The organism is Bacillus sp. (in: firmicutes) (genome assembly GCF_031983925.1).
In the GTDB taxonomy this organism is placed as follows: domain Bacteria; phylum Bacillota; class Bacilli; order Bacillales; family Bacillaceae_G; genus Bacillus_A; species Bacillus_A pacificus.
In genome coordinates, this window is the sequence record NZ_DALYZR010000001.1 from 452881 (window position 1) to 471263 (window position 18383).

Annotated in this window: 17 protein-coding genes; 13 read left to right on the plus strand and 4 right to left on the minus strand. The window is 33.7% G+C overall.

The features are described from left to right. Positions 1-128 precede the first annotated feature (128 nt). Together RTP99_RS02485 and RTP99_RS02490 are read left to right on the plus strand one after the other, a co-directional pair. Entirely contained in the window at positions 129-1373 is a 1245-nt protein-coding gene (locus RTP99_RS02485; RefSeq protein ID WP_000797220.1) for an N-acetylmuramoyl-L-alanine amidase, read from the plus strand. Between the two features lie 255 nt (positions 1374-1628). After that, entirely contained in the window at positions 1629-3041 is a 1413-nt protein-coding gene (locus RTP99_RS02490) for an S-layer homology domain-containing protein (protein WP_000756005.1), read from the plus strand. 34 nt (positions 3042-3075) lie between these two features. Here RTP99_RS02490 and RTP99_RS02495 read toward each other — a convergent pair whose 3' ends face one another. After that, positions 3076-3609, minus strand: coding sequence for a GNAT family N-acetyltransferase (locus tag RTP99_RS02495; protein WP_000848386.1), 534 nt, complete (start codon positions 3607-3609; stop codon positions 3076-3078). Between the two features lie 130 nt (positions 3610-3739). Between RTP99_RS02495 and RTP99_RS02500 the strand changes: the two genes are divergently transcribed. Both RTP99_RS02500 and RTP99_RS02505 read left to right on the plus strand, forming a co-directional pair. Beyond that, positions 3740-5002 (plus strand): MFS transporter, encoded by a 1263-nt coding sequence (locus RTP99_RS02500; protein WP_001161145.1) that lies wholly within the window; start codon positions 3740-3742, stop codon positions 5000-5002. 29 nt (positions 5003-5031) lie between these two features. Then, entirely contained in the window at positions 5032-5310 is a 279-nt protein-coding gene (locus RTP99_RS02505) for a hypothetical protein (RefSeq protein WP_046646890.1), read from the plus strand. 19 nt (positions 5311-5329) lie between these two features. Here the strand turns inward: RTP99_RS02505 and RTP99_RS02510 are convergent, their stop codons facing one another. From RTP99_RS02510 to RTP99_RS02520, 3 genes are all read right to left on the minus strand, one after another. Continuing rightward, on the minus strand, positions 5330-5794 hold the full coding sequence (locus RTP99_RS02510; protein WP_000823326.1) for a hypothetical protein: 465 nt from the start codon (positions 5792-5794) through the stop codon (positions 5330-5332). 616 nt (positions 5795-6410) lie between these two features. After that, a complete protein-coding gene (locus RTP99_RS02515) occupies positions 6411-7514 on the minus strand; it encodes an ABC transporter ATP-binding protein (RefSeq protein ID WP_000829438.1) in 1104 nt (367 codons plus the stop codon). Between the two features lie 102 nt (positions 7515-7616). Continuing rightward, the gene (locus RTP99_RS02520) at positions 7617-8480 is read right to left on the minus strand and encodes a PucR family transcriptional regulator (RefSeq protein WP_000615935.1); all 864 of its coding nucleotides are present in this window, start codon (positions 8478-8480) and stop codon (positions 7617-7619) included. Between the two features lie 431 nt (positions 8481-8911). Here RTP99_RS02520 and RTP99_RS02525 point away from each other — a divergent pair, with 431 nt between their 5' ends. From RTP99_RS02525 to pfkB, 9 genes are all read left to right on the plus strand, one after another. After that, complete coding sequence (locus RTP99_RS02525) at positions 8912-10162, plus strand: ABC transporter substrate-binding protein (RefSeq protein ID WP_000758670.1); 1251 nt, start codon at positions 8912-8914, stop codon at positions 10160-10162. Between the two features lie 53 nt (positions 10163-10215). Then, positions 10216-11160 (plus strand): carbohydrate ABC transporter permease, encoded by a 945-nt coding sequence (locus RTP99_RS02530; RefSeq protein ID WP_000389887.1) that lies wholly within the window; start codon positions 10216-10218, stop codon positions 11158-11160. Next, positions 11153-11986, plus strand: coding sequence for a carbohydrate ABC transporter permease (locus RTP99_RS02535; protein ID WP_011040212.1), 834 nt, complete (start codon positions 11153-11155; stop codon positions 11984-11986). Before RTP99_RS02530 ends, RTP99_RS02535 begins: the two co-directional genes overlap by 8 nt. A gap of 26 nt (positions 11987-12012) precedes the next feature. Further along, positions 12013-13278, plus strand: coding sequence for a Gfo/Idh/MocA family protein (locus RTP99_RS02540; protein WP_042874859.1), 1266 nt, complete (start codon positions 12013-12015; stop codon positions 13276-13278). A gap of 164 nt (positions 13279-13442) precedes the next feature. Continuing rightward, the gene (locus RTP99_RS02545) at positions 13443-14162 is read left to right on the plus strand and encodes a GntR family transcriptional regulator (protein ID WP_000560688.1); all 720 of its coding nucleotides are present in this window, start codon (positions 13443-13445) and stop codon (positions 14160-14162) included. 77 nt (positions 14163-14239) lie between these two features. Then, a complete protein-coding gene (locus RTP99_RS02550; protein ID WP_000924263.1) occupies positions 14240-15427 on the plus strand; it encodes an SIS domain-containing protein in 1188 nt (395 codons plus the stop codon). Positions 15428-15433: 6 nt separating this feature from the next. Beyond that, entirely contained in the window at positions 15434-16597 is a 1164-nt protein-coding gene (gene nagA, locus RTP99_RS02555) for an N-acetylglucosamine-6-phosphate deacetylase (protein WP_001110429.1), read from the plus strand. A gap of 4 nt (positions 16598-16601) precedes the next feature. After that, positions 16602-17447 (plus strand): tagatose-bisphosphate aldolase subunit GatY, encoded by an 846-nt coding sequence (locus RTP99_RS02560; RefSeq protein WP_000961492.1) that lies wholly within the window; start codon positions 16602-16604, stop codon positions 17445-17447. Positions 17448-17459: 12 nt separating this feature from the next. Then, positions 17460-18383 carry a 1-phosphofructokinase gene (gene pfkB / locus RTP99_RS02565; protein WP_000562124.1) on the plus strand — a complete coding sequence of 308 codons (924 nt, stop codon included), beginning with the start codon at positions 17460-17462 and terminating at the stop codon, positions 18381-18383.

The following is an 18383-nucleotide window of genomic DNA, read 5'->3' on the forward strand; positions in this document are numbered from 1 at the left end:
AGTTATGTATGACAAAAAATACAATAATAATACAATATTATACAATTTTCAATTGACTATTACTAATTTTCAGAACTATAATGAGTCTGTTACATAAATACATCGTACTTGAGAGGGGAATATATTCTATGAAAAATAGAATAATCGCAGCAGGAATAATTGCAGCTAGTATATTATCGTATTCATCTAGTAGTTTCGCGCAAACGAAAAAATTTCCAGATGTCCCAGCTAAACATTGGGCAGAAGACTCTATTTACTATTTAGTAGAGAAAGGTGCAGTTACAGGTAACGAAAAAGGAATGTTTGAGCCAGGAAAAGAAATCACTCGTGCAGAAGCAGCTACAATGATGGCTCAAATCTTAAACTTACCAATCGATAAAAATGCTAAACCATCTTTCGGTGATTCTCAAAACCAATGGTATACCCCATTCATCGCAGCTGTAGAAAAAGCTGGCGTTGTAAAAGGGAAAGGAGCGGGCGTATTCGATCCAACTGGGAAAATTGACCGAGTTTCAATGGCCTCTCTTATTGTAGAAGCTTACAAATTAGATTCTAAAGTAAATGGTACTCCAGCAACTAAATTCAGTGATCTAGAAAAAAGTTGGGGTAAAGCAAAAGCTAACATTCTAGTTGAATTAGGGATTTCTATTGGAACTGGTGAAAAATGGGAGCCTGAAAAAATTCTAACTAAAGCAGAGGCAGCTCAATTTATTAAAAAGGCAGATTCTCTTAAAATAGGTAACCCTTTAGTAGAAAAGGTAGTTATTATTGATCCTGGTCATGGAGGATTTGATCCGGGGAATCCAGGACAAGGCGTAGAGGAAAGTAAAATTGTATTTGATACATCTTTAAGATTACAGAAGTTGTTAGAAAAAAATACACCTTTAAAAGCTTTGTTAACACGTGAAGAAAATGGAAATCCAGGAAGTAACAAAAATGAATCTCTTGCGAATCGAGTAAAATTTGGTCAAGAGAACAATGCAGATATATTTGTAAGCATTCATGCAAATTCTTCTGAAAAACATGATGGTCATGGAACGGAAACATATTATTATAAAAAATCCAAGCGTGGAGAAGAGACACAGATTGAAAAGGATAGTGAAGTATTAGCGAATAAAATTCAAAATAGAGTAGTAGAAGCACTACATACAAGAGATAGAAAGATAAAAGACAATCACTCACTTTATGTAGTAAATAATAATACAGTACCAGCAGTTTTAACAGAGCTTGCCTTTATTGATAATGATATAGATAATGGTAAATTAGCTACTGAATCAGGAAGACAAATTGCTGCTGAGGCAGTTTATGCTGGTATTTTAGATTATTATGAATGGAAAGGTTTCGATGTTGCAAAATATCGTTTAGCTAAATAACAATGTTGATTGCTAAGCCCATCGCCTTTATATAGATGGGCTTTTTATGTGATTTTATGTAATTTTGTATCGGAATAAAAAGATATATCGTATTATATTGATTATAAATAAAATAATGGTAGATTAGTTGATTTTTATCACGTATACTTTTACTGTTGACTATTTAAGAGTTTGTTAGTTTAATAGGGAAAATTATACGATAAAGGGAGGCAAGTTAACACGGGACAAGCATATAAAAAACGTGTTAAAAAATTTATGAAAAAAGTTATTTCTAATGTGTTAGCAGTGACAGTCGCGCTTCAAGTAGTGATGGCTCCAGCAACTTCGTTTGCATCTACAAAAGAATTTCCAGACGTTCCAAAAAATCATTGGGCACTTGAAGCAATTACTGATTTAACGTCAAAAGGGATTATTGCAGGTTACGATAATGGTAAATTCGGCTTCGGAGATGTTGTAACTCGTGAGCAAGTAGCAGCATTAATGTATCGCGCATTAAAACCAGAAGCAAAAAGTGATTATAAAAATCCATACTCTGATATTAGTGCAGGAACGACAATGTTCCCAAAGGAAATTTTAGCATTAACAGATATGGGGATTTTCGTAGGTGATGATAAAGGAACGTTTAGACCGAAAGAATCATTAACTCGTGCTGAAATGTCTGTTATTTTGCAAAGAGCATTTAAATTAGAAGTAAAAGCACCACATACATTTAATGATATAGATGCATCATATTGGTGGGCAAAAGAAGCAATTAGTGCATTGCAATCTAATGGTGTATCAATAGGGAATGGACTTGGAGGATTTGATCCATCAGGTGTATTAACACGTGAAAGCTATGCACAATTGTTATATAGAGCGATGCAAATTAAAAAGGATGTTCCTGCTGAACAGCCTTCATATATTAATCTAGATGTGACATTACCATCTAACGTAACAGCGCAAGAGATTGATAATTATATTCAAAGATTCCATCCAGATAGCCCGTTAGTTGGAATTGGACAAGACTTTATTAAAGCGCAAAATGAGTATGGTGTGAATGCACTATACTTAGCTGCACATGCAATCTTAGAATCTGGTTACGGTAAATCAGAAATTGCATATCGTAAACATAATTTATTTGGTTTAAGAGCATATGATCGTGATCCATTTGCATATGCAAAATATTTGCCGTCATACGGACTAAGTATTTCATATAACGCTGATTATGTAAAAAAGAACTACTTAGAAGAGGGTGCAAGATATTTCAAAGGTTACACATTGCCAGCAATGAATGTTATGTATTCAACAGATACAGCATGGGCTGGAAAAATCGCTAATATCATGGAACGCATTAAGCCTTTTAATAAAGCAGATTACCAAAATGCAAAACGACTACCGAAAAACCCTAATACATTAAATGTAGAAGTATTAAGTGAAGCGATTCCTTATACAGATTATGCAAAAGATGCAAAAGCTACTGTCCAATCGGTAGGATCTTACTATCAAGTTCCATTCCCGTTTAACAATCCAATTAAGAGTGTACCAAATGTGACACAAAATGAAGTTGGAAAATTAGAAAATGGTACAAAAGTAAATGTATATCGTGAAGATCCAAATGGCTGGGTAGAATTTTCATTTGAAAATGCGCAAGAAAAATATTGGACATTGAAGAAGAACTTAAAATTATAAATAAAAAGGTGTTTTCATTTATGAAAACACCTTTTTATTTATATTCATCAAGTAATATTCCATAGTATGTAATATCCATAGGTTCACCAGATTTTACAACATGCTGTTTAAACGTTCCTTCATGTTTCATTCCGATTTTCTCCATAATTCGCCATGAACCAGGATTATTTGTAAAAGCTGCAGCGAATATTTTATTTAAATGCAGCTCGTTGAATCCATAGTGTAGTAGTGTTTTCGCTGCTTCGGTACCAAATCCATTTCCCCAATAAGGCTTTCCAACCCAATAGGCCAGTTCCCCACGTTTATGAATATGATTTAAATTTAAATTAATTACACCTATTAATTCTTTATTATTCTTATCTATTATAGAAAAAATCACAACTTTTTTATCGATCTCTGCTTGTATCATATGTGTAATGAAATCTTTTGCAGAGCCTTTTGGATATGGGTGTGGAATAGATAGGGTTGTTTTAGCAACATCATAATCGCTAGCTAATTTTTCGATTACTAGAGCGTCATATAATTGTAATGAGCGTAGTATGAGTCTTTCTGTCTCAATTGTTTTCATATATTATCTCCTTTATGTTCTTGATAATATTACCATAAATTTAATAATTTCATATATAATTAGATTGAATATTATTAAAAATAAAACATTTTATTAGGAGGATTTAATCCTTCGAAAAGAGGAGAGAGGTATGCAAGGAGAAATACCAACAGAGAAAAAATTAAGCTATATCGGTAAATTGCTATTGCCAGTTAAAGCGTCACCACATTTTAAATTTTTATGGATTGGGCAATTGCTTTCGACTTTAGGTAGTTCGATAACGATGGTTATTTTGCCAGTCGTTGTGTATTCATTAACTGGTTCAACAGTTGTAATGGGAATGACTATGGCAATGTACATGCTCCCTAATATTCTTGCGTTACCGTTTGCTGGATTAGTCGTAGATCGAATGGATCGGGTGAAAGTAATGTTATTTACAGATATAATTCGCTGCATATTAATGCTATTACTTGCAACACTTATATTTATGGATGTATTAACAATTCCACTTCTATATGTACTTGTAGCATTATATGGACTTATGGAAGGCATATTTCAGCCAGCGTATGCGGCTGTAAGAGCGAAAGTATTTGTACCAGAAATTCGCAATGCAGCTAATGCATTAACGCAAATGAGTAATCAAGGTATACGACTAATTGGACCAGCTCTTGGAGGATTAATCGTTTCAGTTGCATCTGCTGGAATAGGGTTTGGACTAGATGCAGTAACGTATTTGTTATCATTTTTTTGTTTATTATTTTTAAGAGAAATAAAGTTTAAAAAAGTAAAATCTATTGAAAAGAAAAAAGTCGATTATAAACAAGAATTTATGGAAGGTGTTTTTGTTTTAAAAAGTCATCCGTGGCTATGGATTACAATTTTAGTCTTTTCTTTCATCAATATTTGTTATGCAGGAATTATCGTCGTATTAATTCCATGGTTATTTAATGTTCATCATCATTTTGAAGCATATGTGTATGGATTAGGCATGGCATCCTCTGGTGTTGGAGCTGTAGTTGCTGCGCTAATATTTGGCGGGAGAGAACGGTGGTATAAGCGGGGAGTACTTGCCTATGGTGGTGTTTTAATAAGTGGTTGTGCGCTTTTAATAATGCCGTTCATTACTTGGGCACCTGTTTTAATTATATTAATGGCAATTGAAGGGTTCGGTATGATGATATTTGGACTCATTTGGGAGACGAGTTTACAAGAGCTTGTGCCAGAAGAAGCATTTGGAAGAGTGGCAAGCCTTGATATGTTAGGTTCATTTGCTTTATTGCCACTAGGTTATGTAGTTGTAGGGTGGTTAGCTACTGTCATAGGTGGCGAGATAACGATTATAACACTAGCTATTTTAGTACTTGTAACAATTGGAGTAGCATTATGTGTGCCGAGTATTCGAAGATTTGATTGATGATATAAGGGAAGGTGGGAACGACTTATATGCTTATAGAAAATTTGAACGATATAGTCGCAAAGGAATGGGACAACCAATATACTTTGCAGGAAAAGGTCTTTGAAGCAAAAAATTTCACAGTCTATATTGCTACCCAAAGAGAAAATAAGCTAGCATATAATCAACTAGTATTAATAAAACATTTTTGTAACGAAAAGCCTTCCGTGCATATTTGGTATAAGAAAATTAGCACCGATGCAACAAAACTGGACATCACAAAAGAAGTGACAGAAGCCATTCAAACTGGTTTTGTAAATGAAGAGTAAGCCCTAATTAAATTAGGGCTTACTCTTCATTAAATACAAATGTTTGTTTCATTTTTTTACTTTCATTTACTGGATGGCCGTTGTAAGAAAAGTTCTTTTCTTCCCAAGTAATCACAACTTTAAAATTATGGCTATTAAAGTCTAATGGGAATACCATGTAGTCAAAGCTTGTATGACTTTTAGAAATATTTTCATTAGGTGTAGTAGGTTTAAAGGTAGCTTTAGAGGTAGGATTGTTATCAAGTATTTCCACGGATACGTTTGATACATCATGACCGATGTTTTTTACGAGTAAACTATATGTATCAAATACACCTTGTTTTGGCTGGATTGCTTGCTTGTTTACGTTATGAGATTTATCAATTTCGATATACCATTGTTTAGACTTTGATGCAATTGGTAGTGATTGAAATGTGTATGCACTAGCTTGTATTGGTAGTGCTAAGCATATAAGCGTAAAGAGAGTTAATATTTTTCGTTTCATTTTTTGAGAGCTCCCATTCTGTAACGGATTTATTTATTATTATCTTCTCTTTATGTTAAGATATACTATATAATATAAGGGGTTCGTTTTATGAATATTGGGTTAGGAGTTATTATATTATTTGCTATGCTTGTATTTAGTTTTATTACAGCTTTTTCTAAACAAGAAAGCCGATCCGCCTTTAGGCATGGAATGAAATGAAAGGGAAGTTGGATCCGGAATACTACTAAAAACCGTAAGGATCGTGGTTCTTTAAGTATCCGAAGTTTAGATAGTGTCTTCAGATTTTTTGTTTTAATTTTTCGGAAATAAATGATAATAGAAGAATGTTTTAAAGTGTTGGTTGAAGGGATATGTAACGAGCTTGATATGGTTAATATGGCAATGGTATGTGATACTAACAGCGTTCATTTGTTTTTAATTAAACGGACGGTCATCCCCTTAGCCCTACAAATAAAATGATTAATATCAAAATGTTTAAGAGAAGAATTCCCTCATCATAACGTTAAATGTAATAGGATGTTTATGTTTAGGGGATTAAAGAAGGAAGCTGTGTAAAGGTCATACTACACAGCTTTTTTGTACGTCTAATTTTAGAATAATCGATTAAGCGTATTTAATTGTTACGTATACGTAGTTCTGTCTCACTATCAAAAAAATGTGCTTTTGTTAAACTAAAGGCTACTGAAAGCTTATCGCCAGCTTTCAGTTCTGATCGAGCATTAATTCGTGCGACAAAACTTTGATTTTCAAGTTTTCCATGTATCATAGTCTCAGCGCCTAATAGTTCAGCAACTTCAACATTAATTTCGACAGTTGAATCGGGAGAAGATTGAAGGACAATTGGTTCATCGTGAATGTCTTCTGGACGAATACCGAGTATAAGTGTTTTTTTGTTATATCCCTTTTTCTGCAATTTTTTTAATTGCCCTTCTGGTACTTTAAAACGAATATTTTCTATATGAAAATAGTTATCTTTTAATGTTCCAGTAAAAAAATTCATGGCCGGAGAACCAATGAATCCGCCAACAAAAACATTTTCAGGAGTATCATAGACTTCTTTTGGTGTACCAACTTGTTGTATGATACCATCTTTCATCACAACAAGGCGTGATGCCATTGTCATTGCTTCCGTTTGGTCATGTGTTACATATATAGTAGTTGTGTTTAAGCGGCGATGAAGCTTAGAAATTTCTGAACGCATACTTACACGTAATTTAGCATCTAAATTGGATAGAGGCTCGTCCATTAAGAATACTTTTGCATCACGAACGATAGCTCTTCCTAATGCAACACGCTGGCGCTGTCCACCCGATAATGCTTTTGGTTTTCGCTTTAAATAATCTTCAAGACCTAATATTTTTGCTGCCTCAGTTACACGACGATTAATTTCATCTTTTGGTAGTTTTCGTAATTTTAAACCAAACGCCATATTATCGTAAACAGACATATGTGGGTATAGTGCGTAATTTTGAAATACCATTGCAATGTCACGATCTTTTGGAGCGACGTCATTCATAAGTTTACCATCAATATAAAATGAGCCGTCAGAAATGTCTTCTAAACCTGCAATCATACGTAGAGTAGTTGATTTTCCACAACCAGAAGGACCAACAAATACAATAAACTCTTTATCTTGAATATGTAAATTGAAATCAGAAACAGCAGTTGTTTTATTATCGTATAATTTGAAAATATGATTTAATACGAGTTCAGCCATTATACATCGCCCCTATTTTTATAATTAACTGAATTATAAGTTTTATTTAATGTAAGGTGAATTGGTAAGTTGCACAAAAAATGTTAATTTTTTTATGCAAAATTACGAGATGTTCAAAGAAAGAAAAGCCAAATAAACAGCCACAGCACCTTCAAATGTTTTTATATTCAATCCTGTTTTTTCAATAAATTTGTCAATTCTATACTGTAAAGTATTTCGGTGTAAATATAATTGTTTAGCCGCAAGTGATACATTTAAATTACATTGGAAGAATACTTTAATACTCTCTATTAGTTCTTTATCATTGGAAACATTTTCTAATAAACGGTTTGTATATTTTTCTCTCTTTTCTTTTGGTAATAAGGTCATTAATTGATAAGGGAGAAGTTGTTCAATGTATGTAATTTTCTTTGATAAATAGGGAGAAAGATAAGAAAATAAATTTCGTTCCCATTGATACAAGTGAGAAACTTGATTGGTTTGGGTGTAGTGTCTGCCGACAAAAAAGGATAAGGATATAAAAAAATCTGTTTCTAGCGTATCAAGGGCTGTTTGCAATCTATATTCAGATGTATTTTCTGTTAAGATGAGGACTCCAGTTTGTGAAGTTTCCCATATTGTAGGAGTATCAAAACCAAGTATTGAATGTAAAGCATTATGAAATTCTTCTCGTTCCGTTATAGGATGTGTTGTGAAGAAATGTAAAAAGCGTACAGATGTTATTTGAATATCTTTACTCTGATATAACGCTTCGTACCAATACTTTTCTATTTTTGTTTCGTAGCATGTGTCAGTATGGATGGGAGTTAAGAGGGATGAAAGCAATTGCCCCTCCCGTTTATGTAAGCGAGATTTACGAATTCCTACTCTATTCCCGTCAATCAAAAACCAACTGTAATCTTCAGAAAGTATTGCTTCATTAATTTTTATATCTTTAGCGTAATATTTTTTTAATTGTTGAATCATATGAACACTCCTTATCTTTATATTATTTATTAATAACAAATTATATAGGGATAATGGATTAAGATGGTTTGTTATAAAATTAAAAAAATTCAGAAAATATATTGCGGAGGAAAAAGTGATAGTGTTATACTTCATAACAACTGGTAATGACAACATCATGTCGTGATTAAATTGGTATATGTATAAATAATATATCAATGATAGTTTATTCCTTCAACTGGTAATGACATAAGTCTACTAAATTTGATAGGGAAGGGAGAGAAGAGCATTGTTTTTTATCAATGAATATTTTTTGTAAACGTTTTCTTTAAGGGGAGCTCCAAACCTTTTGTAAAGTTGATTATATTAGTTTAATTTGTCATCAGTGAGTTAAAAGAAACATAAGTAAAGATTTTGTTATATAGATGATTATTTTCAGGGGAGGAACAGGGATGAAAAAGTGGTTTATTTTCTTTTTGTCAACATTGTTATTGACAATAGTAGGCTGTTCTAACAGTGGCGAAAAAGTTAACACGTCATCTAAAGATGAAAAAATAGAATTACGATATGCACTTTGGGATAAGAAACAGCTACCAGCAGTGGAGAAAGTGGTCCAACAGTTTAATGAAAAACATCCGAATATTAAGGTGAAAATAGAATTAACAGCGTACGGGCAGTATTTTCAGAAGCTTGAAACGGCAGCAACAGGAAATGCATTGCCGGATGTATTTTGGATGAATGGTCCAAATGTTGTGAAATACGCTTCGGGGAAAGTATTGATGCCTTTGGATGATAAAGCGAAAAAGGATAAGTATAAATTGGAAAATTATCCGAAATCTTTAGTTGATTTATATACAGTAGATAATAAAACTTACGGTATTCCAAAAGATTTTGATACAACGGCACTTTGGTATAATAAAAAATTATTTGATGAAGCTGGAGTAGCATATCCAGATGATTCATGGGATTGGGAGAAAATGAAAGAAGCTGCAAAAAAATTGACGAAAAAGGAAAAAGATGTTTGGGGATTTGCAGCAGCAATGGGAAATCAAGGTGGCTATTATGATCTCATTTACCAAAATAAAGGGTATGTTCTTTCTAAAGATAAAAAAACAGTAGGATTTAATAAACCACAAGCAATTGAAGCGTTTAATTATAACATTAGTTTTATTAAAGAAGGATTATCACCAACATTTGCTCAAATGACAGAGACAACAGCATCTGATTTGTTTTTATCAGGTAAAGTAGCGATGATTTTTGATGGGCCTTGGATGGTACCAGAATATAAGAAAAATCCTGATTTAAATATTGCTGTTATGCCAAAAGGGAAAGAAAGAGCTGTTATGATTCATGGTCTAGCAAATGTCATCTCAGCGAAAACAAAATATCCGGATGCAGCTTGGGAATTTGTGAAATATTTAGGTTCTAAAGAGGCAGCAGATGTGTTTGCAGAAACTGGAACAGTTATTCCTGCTTTTAATGGAACACAAGAAGCATGGGTTAAATCCGTTCCAAACTTGAATTTACAAGCGTATATCACTGGTCTTGAATATTCTTACCCATTACCGAGTGTGAAAAATACAGGAGCTTTATGGGAGCAAGAAACAAAAGTATTAAAAAGGGTATGGGGAGGAGAATTGAATGTTGAAGATGCAACAAAAGAATTAACAGAGAAAGCAAATGAAGTTCTTTCTAAAAAATAAGGAGAGGGATCCTCTCCTTGCTTTAAATCAAAAATTATGGGAGGAGTGAAGAGATGGAGGATCTATCAATAAAGGTAGTGGAGCAAAAAAACACACATATACAAAAAAAATATAAAAAGAAAAAGAAATTAGATTATATATGGGCATATGTCATGATTGCCCCAACTATGCTAGGATTATTCATTTTTTATATGTGGCCAATTTTGCAAAATATTTATTTTAGTTTTACAGCGTGGGATGCGTTTGGTAGCTATGAATGGATTGGATTAGAAAACTATAAAAAGATGTTTACTGATCAAGATTTAGGAAAGGCTTTTCAAAATACATTTATTTATATCGTGCTTACTGTTCCAATCAGTATATTTTTATCCATCATATTAGCGGTGCTATTAAATCAAAACATTAAAGGGAAATCCCTGTATAGAACATTATATTTTTTACCTGTTATTACAATGCCTGCTGCAATCGCGATGGTATGGAAATGGATCTATAATTCTGACTATGGGTTACTCAATTACATGTTATCATGCTTTGGAATTGATGGTCCTAATTGGCTTACCAACCCTAACATTGCATTATATTCAATTATTATAGTTGCGATTTGGGGTGGGATAGGATATAACATGGTTATTTTTCTATCTGGTCTCCAAAACATCCCTAAAACATACTATGAAGCAGCAATTATGGATGGAGCCCGGCCAATTACAATTTTCTTTAAGATTACATTGCCACTTTTATCGCCAGTTATTTTCTTTGTAACGATTATGTCTTTAATTGGGGCATTTCAAGTATTCGATCTCATCTTTATGATGATTGGTAGAACAAGTAATGTAATTGAAAATACACAATCTATTGTTTATTTATTTTATCAAAATGCCTTTATTTTGAATGAAAAAGGATATTCGGCAGCCATAGCAGTTGTATTATTAATTATTATATTAATCATTACAGCGATTCAAATGATATTACAGAAAAAGTGGGTGCATTATGATGAATAAAAGAGTAGGTGCAGTCAATAAAAATAAAATTATGATTCATGCAATGCTTATCATAGGTGCCTTATTAACCATGGGTCCTTTTATTTGGATGATATTAACGTCTCTAAAGACTTATGCAGAATCTGTTCAAGTTTCACCAGTTATTATCCCATCTCAATTTATGTGGAGTAACTATACGGAAATATTCAACTTATTACCATTTTTAAAATTTATGATGAATACTGTAATTGTTACAATAGCTAGAACGATTGGGCAGTTGTTTTTATGCTCATTAGCAGCTTATGCTTTTGCTAGAATACAATTTCCAGGTAGAAGTGTACTGTTTTTACTTACTCTTTCCGTCCTAATGGTTCCAGCTCAAGTGTTTTTGCTTCCACAATATTTAATTATGGTAAAACTGGATTGGTTGAATACATTACAAGCGGTAATTGTACCTGGGTTATTTAGTGCATTTGGTACCTTTTTATTGCGTCAGTTTTTTATGGGCGTTCCAAAGGAACTAGAAGAAGCAGCGAGATTAGATGGTTGCAATCACTTCCAAATTTATTGGTATGTTATGCTGCCACTTGCGAAACCAGGTTTAATTGCACTTGGTATATTTACAACATTCTGGTCTTGGAATGAATTGATGTGGCCGATGATTGTAAATAATTCACCAGATATGATGACATTATCAGTTGGCTTATCTTCACTACAAGGGCAATATGCAACAAACTATCCTGTACTAATGGCGGGATCATTTTTAGCGATTTTACCAATGTTGTTATTGTTTATTTTTTTACAAAAACAATTTATTGAAGGAATTACAATTACAGGTGGAAAATAAGAATAATAGAATAGGAGAGGATATGTATGATTACGGCGGCATTAATTGGGGCAGGAAGTCGTGGAATGTACGCTTATGCTTCTTACGCGTTAGAACATCCAACAGAGATAACTTTTGTTGCGGTTGCAGAATTGGATAATGCAAAAAGACAGAAATTCTCTGAAATGCATAACGTTTCGGAAGATATGCAATTTGAAACATGGGAAGAGTTATTAGCGAAAGAAAAGCTTTGTGATGTATTGCTTATTTGTTCGCCCGACCGGTTTCATTATAAACCTGTAATGCAAGCGATTGAGAAGGGATACAAAATTTTATTAGAAAAACCAATGTCACCAAGTCCTACAGAGACATTGGAAATTGCAGAGGCTGCCACGAGATATAACGTGTTATTAACGGTATGTCACGTGTTAAGGTATGCACCATTCTATAGGACTTTAAAAGAAATTGTTGATCAAAAGAAGATAGGGGATATCGTTTCAATTCAATGGAATGAAAATGTCGGTCATTGGCATCAAGCACATAGTTTTGTAAGAGGGAATTGGCGTAATAAGTCTGAATCAAGTTCAATGATTTTGCAAAAATGTTGTCATGATATGGATGTGCTACAATGGCTTGTGGGTGCAGAGTGTGAAAAGATTTCATCTTTTGGAAGTTTGACTCATTTTAAATCTGAACATGCACCTAAGGGTTCGACGTTACGTTGTACAGATGGTTGTGAAGTTGAGGGAAACTGCCAATATTCTGCTTTAAAATGGTATTTACATGAGAGAGATGAATGGCCAGCGAATGTAGTTTCTATTGATACAAGCATTGAAAATAGACTGGAGGCACTAAAAAAGGGACCTTATGGGCGTTGTGTGTACCATTGTGACAATGATGTTGTGGATCATCAAGTAGTAAATTTGCTGTTTGATAATGATGTAACAGTTGCTTTTACAATGTCTGCATTTACAAAAGAGTGTTGCCGTACGTTTAAAATTATGGGAACACATGGTGAAATTCATGGTCATGATGTATTAAATGAATTGAAGGTCAAATATTTTTCAGGTGAAGTTGAAACGATTTACCCAAAAACAATAGAAGGTGGACATATGGGAGCAGATAATGCAATTATGACTGATTTTATCGAAAAGGTAAAAAGCAATAAAACAGAAAGTTTAACGTCTGCAATGATTTCGGCAAATAGTCATTTGATTGCATTTGCTGCTGAAAGATCAAGAATAACGGGTGAAACAGTAAATCTTAAGCAATATGTGAAAGAGTTACAACAATCGATGAATCTAGCAAAGTAAGAAGAGTGCATATAAAGAAACAAATTAAATATACGATTCAAGTAAATTTTAACAGATAGAATAAGCTTATCTTTCTCTGTGAGAAAGTAATGGTAATTCCTATTTTCATTCGATATAATAGCCATAAACTGGTCATAACAACTTTATAGATGAGGGAGTAAAACATGATTGCAAAAGATAATCGAACACCATTATACTACCAACTAATGGATATTATTGTGGAGCAAATTGAAACTGGGAATTTACAAGAACATGATAAGCTTCCATCAGAACGTGAACTATGCGAGATTCATGATGTAAGTAGAACAACAGTAAGGCAGACGATGCAAGAATTAGAAAAAGAAGGATATATTTATAAAAAACATGGTAAAGGGAGTTTTGTCTCACCTCGTGTATTTAATCAAAGTCTTGTCCGTTTTTATAGTTTCACAGAAGAAATGAAAAAATTTGGAAAGGTTCCATCATCAACAGTCGTATCATTTTCCATAATTCATTGCGATAAAAAAATATCGAAAATTATGAATCTTAACAATGGAGAAGAGGTGTATCAAATTACGAGATTAAGGTTAGCTGATAAAGAACCCATGCTATTTGAAACATCTTATATTCCTGTAAAGTTCTTTCCATATTTAACGAAGAAAGAATTAGAAGAAACACCAATGTACGAGATTTTCCGTAAAAAATACCAAGTTCATATCACACGTGCGGTGGAAAGTTTCAAAGCGATTGCAGCAGAAAAAGAGCATGCAACATGGCTACAAGTTGAAAAGAATGAACCATCTTTATCTCTAGAACGTATTGCATATGCGAAAGAAAATATAATTGAATACACACAGACCATTGCAAGAGGAGATAAATTTACTTACACAGTTGAATTACAATAAGTATAGTTATACTTATTGTAATTCAACTGGTAATGATGACGTGATAAGATGTGGACTAATATTAAGGGGGTTCTGAAATGTTATTACATGCAAATGATGAAATAAGAGAAACATATGGAGCGTGTTTTACAGCGAAAGAAATTGCACAACAGCCAGATCTTTGGGAGCAAGTATATTTGAATTTTCAAAGCAAACATCATGAAATTATAGACTTCTTTTCACGTATTTCAAGAGATCATGAACAAGTGAGGGTGATTTTCACTGGTGCAGGGACATCCGCTTTTGTTGGAGACACAATTGTTCCATATGTAAAAAGGATTACGGATTTAAAGAAAATGCATATTGAAAGCATTCCAACAACAAATATAGTCTCAAGTCCTTATTACTATCTTCAGCCAGACATCCCAACAATTTTAGTGTCCTTTGCTCGCTCAGGCAATAGTCCAGAAAGTGTAGCGGCAGTGCAATTAGGAGAACAAATTATTCATTCAGTTTATCATATTATTTTAACATGTAATGAAGAAGGAAATTTAGCGAAGCAATTTCAGCATAAAGAGAACGCCTTTGTTATGTATATGCCACAGGAGGCAAACGATCAAGGGTTTGCAATGACAGGAAGTTTTACTTCTATGATGTTAACTGCACTTATGTTATGTAACTATAATCAGACCCATCTTTTAGAACCTAGCATTATGGATATTGTAAGATTAGGAAAAGATGTAATCAAAAAACAAGAACAGGAAATTCAACGAATTGCAGAAAAAGAATTTCGTAAAATTGTATTTTTAGGATCAGGCGTATTCGAGGGACTTTCTCGAGAGGCTGCTTTAAAATTTTTAGAGTTAACTGCTGGTCGTATCCCAGTTACGTTTGACACAACACTTGGGTTTAGGCATGGACCGAAATCAATTTTAGATAAGGGTACAGTTGTTCTATTATTTTTATCTAATGATGAGTATACGAAAAAATATGATCTTGATTTATTAAAAGAGCTTTTTCAAGAGAAAGAAAGAAGCGAGATTATTGTTATAGCACATCAAGATAATCAGGAAGCAAGGCGAAATTCAAATACGTTTTTATGCAATGACGGACGCAATCTGAAAGATGACATGTATATTACGTTTATTTATATATTATACGGACAAATTTTAGCGTTATATAAATCTATTGCATTAGGGATTACTCCAGATAACCCTTGTCCAAGTGGAAGTGTAAATCGTATCGTTCGAGGGGTAACAGTACATCCTTATAAAGGAAAGGAATAGCAATTTATGAACTACTATGTCAAAGCATCTATGTATCTACTAGAAGATGGTGTTCGTGAGGGTGGATATTTACATATTGTAAATGGCTACTTTCTAAAACATGTTGAAGAAATAGTAGACGGAGCGTTAGTAATGGATTTTGAAGGAAGTATTATTTCTCCAGGATTTGTGGATACACATATTCACGGTGTAGCGGGACATGATGTAATGGATAGCACATATGAATCGTTAAACAATATTTCTATTATGTTATTGGAAAATGGTGTTACGAGTTTTTTACCCACAACATTAACTGATTCTTCGGAAAATATAATGAAAGCTTTAAAAAATATAGCTCATGCAAAAAAAAGAGGAGTGGAAGGGGCCAATATTATTGGAGCTTTTCTTGAGGGACCTTGTTTTACGGAGGTCTATAAAGGTGCACAAAACTCTAAATATTTTATTGATCCAACCATTGAAATGTTAGAGGAGTGGATTGTTGCATCAGAAGGGACAATTAAAAAAATTGCCATGGCACCAGAGAGGAAAGGTGCTATTGCGTGTATACATCATGCTGTGAAAAAGAATATTCATGTAGCAATTGGGCATACGAATGCAAACTATGAGATATGCCAGAATGCGATTCAAGCAGGAGCGACGATTTTTGTGCATACGTTTAATGGAATGAAAGGATTACATCACCGTGAACCTGGCGTTGTTGGAGCGGTACTCTCAACTGAGCATGTGTATGGTGAAATCATTGTAGATGGACATCATGTACATCCAAGCGTAGTGAATATTTTATATAAATGTAAAGGATACGACAAAACTTGTTTAGTTAGTGACTGTATGCGAGCGGGCTTATTAGGGGATGGCACATATAATTTAGGAGAATTTGTTGTCCAAGTGCAAGACGGCATTGCCCAAACAGAGGCGGGTTCTTTAGCAGGAAGTACACTTCGATTTATTGATGGTGTGAAGAATATAGAGAAATGGACAAATGCATCGTTATGGGAATGTGTTCATATGGGATCGTTAATTCCTGCTAAAAGTATTGGAGTTGATAATGAAATTGGAAGTATAGCACTAGGGAAAAGAGCTGATTTTCTTATATTAACAGAGGATTTAGATCTTATAGGAACAGTTGTAGGGGGAGAAATGAAATATAAAAAGAATAAAGAGAGGATTTGAGAGTATGCTTGTTTCAACTCAATTTATACTGAGAAATGCACAAGAACAGGGTTATGCGGTTCCGGCTTTTAATATTCATAATTTAGAAACTTTAAAAGCAGTAATTGAATCCGCAGTAGAGCTTAGGTCACCTGTTATTATAGCTGCTACACCAGGCACAATAAAATATATGGGAAAAGAATATCTTTTGCATATGATTGAAGCAGCGAGAAAGCAATATGAAATACCAATTAGCCTACATTTAGATCATCATGAGGATATAAGTGATATTAAAAATTGTATTGATTCAGGAGTTCGCTCTGTTATGATTGATGCATCGCATCATCCATTTGAAGAAAATGTTCAGATTGTTCAGGAAGTTTCGTTGTATGCAAAACAATATGGAGTAACAGTAGAGGCTGAATTAGGGCAATTATCAGGAATAGAAGAAGATATAAAAGTAGAAAACTCAATTTATACAGATCCTTACCAAGCGAAAGAATTTGTAGAACGCACGAATATTGACTCATTGGCAGTTGCAATTGGAACGGCACATGGACTATATAAAGGGGAACCAAAATTAGATTTACAAAGATTAATAAATATCAGAAAGCAAGTCAATATTCCTCTTGTACTACATGGTGCCTCTGGGTTATCGGATAGTTTAGTGCAAGAAACGATTCGTTTAGGAATTTGTAAAGTGAATATTGCAACAGAGTTGAAAATTGCATTCGGAACAGCATTACGTCATTATCTACATTCTCATCCAGAAGAAAATGATCCGCGTAAATATTTTTCAGATGCAATTATGGCGATGAAACGGGTTGTTGTAGATAAAATAAAGATGTGCAAAAGTTTCAATCGTGTGTAAGGGGATATTCTTATGATCGCGACAATTACATTGAATCCATCTGTTGATATGCGATATGAATTAGGGGAATTAAAACTAAACAAAGTACATCGTACGAAAGACTATGAAAAAACTGCCGGTGGAAAAGGTATTAATGTATCGAGAGTACTTCGTTTGCTGGGAGAAGAAGTAACAGGAGTTGGGTTACTCGGTGGTAGTAATGGCGAGTTCATAAGGGGGAAATTGGAAAATCTATCAATTGTTGATGAGTTTGTTTCCATTAAAGAAGAAACTCGTAATTGTATAGCGTTAATCACAAAAAAATCTGCGTCGGCTACTGAAGTGTTAGAAGCAGGGCCAACTATTTCGGAGGATGAAATAGCTCTTTTTATAAAAAAATATGAAAAGATAGTAAAAGATTTTGAGTTTATTGTTGCATCGGGAAGTTTACCTAAGGGTATTTCAAAGTCATTTTATAAACAGTTGGCACAAAAGGCGGCTGAAAATGGTAAGAAATTCATATTAGATACAAGTGGAGAGCCCTTATTTCATGGCATACAAGGAAAACCATTTTTAATTAAACCAAACAGGCAAGAAATTTGTCAGTTGCTTCAAAAAAAACGTGTGTCACAGGAAGAAATGATTGCGGAAGCAACTAAAATTTGTGAGAGGGGCGTGCAGTATGTTTTGTTATCACTTGGAAGAGAAGGAGCGATACTTATTACGAAAGATGAAAGCATAAGGGCAATTATTTCAGAAGTAAAAACTATCAATGCCGTTGGCTCAGGTGACGCAATGGTTGCAGGAATAACGTTAGCACTCGCAAAGGGGTATGGGATAAGGGATGCACTTCGTTTTTCAGTGGCGTGTGGAATGGCTAACGCAGCTGAGGAAATAACAGGTTACATACAACTTAAAAATGTAGAGAATTTCTATAATGAAATTACAATTGTCTAA

Coding starts and splice junctions, on each gene's coding strand:
- nagA (WP_001110429.1), top strand. CDS start 15,434: ATGAACTACTATGTCAAAGCATCTATGTATCTACTAGAAGATGGTGTT.
- RTP99_RS02500 (WP_001161145.1), top strand. CDS start 3,740: ATGCAAGGAGAAATACCAACAGAGAAAAAATTAAGCTATATCGGTAAA.
- RTP99_RS02545 (WP_000560688.1), top strand. CDS start 13,443: ATGATTGCAAAAGATAATCGAACACCATTATACTACCAACTAATGGAT.
- RTP99_RS02535 (WP_011040212.1), top strand. CDS start 11,153: ATGAATAAAAGAGTAGGTGCAGTCAATAAAAATAAAATTATGATTCAT.
- RTP99_RS02510 (WP_000823326.1), bottom strand. CDS start 5,794: ATGAAACGAAAAATATTAACTCTCTTTACGCTTATATGCTTAGCACTA.
- RTP99_RS02520 (WP_000615935.1), bottom strand. CDS start 8,480: ATGATTCAACAATTAAAAAAATATTACGCTAAAGATATAAAAATTAAT.
- RTP99_RS02540 (WP_042874859.1), top strand. CDS start 12,013: ATGATTACGGCGGCATTAATTGGGGCAGGAAGTCGTGGAATGTACGCT.
- RTP99_RS02530 (WP_000389887.1), top strand. CDS start 10,216: ATGGAGGATCTATCAATAAAGGTAGTGGAGCAAAAAAACACACATATA.
- RTP99_RS02515 (WP_000829438.1), bottom strand. CDS start 7,514: ATGGCTGAACTCGTATTAAATCATATTTTCAAATTATACGATAATAAA.
- RTP99_RS02505 (WP_046646890.1), top strand. CDS start 5,032: ATGCTTATAGAAAATTTGAACGATATAGTCGCAAAGGAATGGGACAAC.
- pfkB (WP_000562124.1), top strand. CDS start 17,460: ATGATCGCGACAATTACATTGAATCCATCTGTTGATATGCGATATGAA.
- RTP99_RS02490 (WP_000756005.1), top strand. CDS start 1,629: ATGAAAAAAGTTATTTCTAATGTGTTAGCAGTGACAGTCGCGCTTCAA.
- RTP99_RS02560 (WP_000961492.1), top strand. CDS start 16,602: ATGCTTGTTTCAACTCAATTTATACTGAGAAATGCACAAGAACAGGGT.
- RTP99_RS02550 (WP_000924263.1), top strand. CDS start 14,240: ATGTTATTACATGCAAATGATGAAATAAGAGAAACATATGGAGCGTGT.
- RTP99_RS02495 (WP_000848386.1), bottom strand. CDS start 3,609: ATGAAAACAATTGAGACAGAAAGACTCATACTACGCTCATTACAATTA.
- RTP99_RS02485 (WP_000797220.1), top strand. CDS start 129: ATGAAAAATAGAATAATCGCAGCAGGAATAATTGCAGCTAGTATATTA.
- RTP99_RS02525 (WP_000758670.1), top strand. CDS start 8,912: ATGAAAAAGTGGTTTATTTTCTTTTTGTCAACATTGTTATTGACAATA.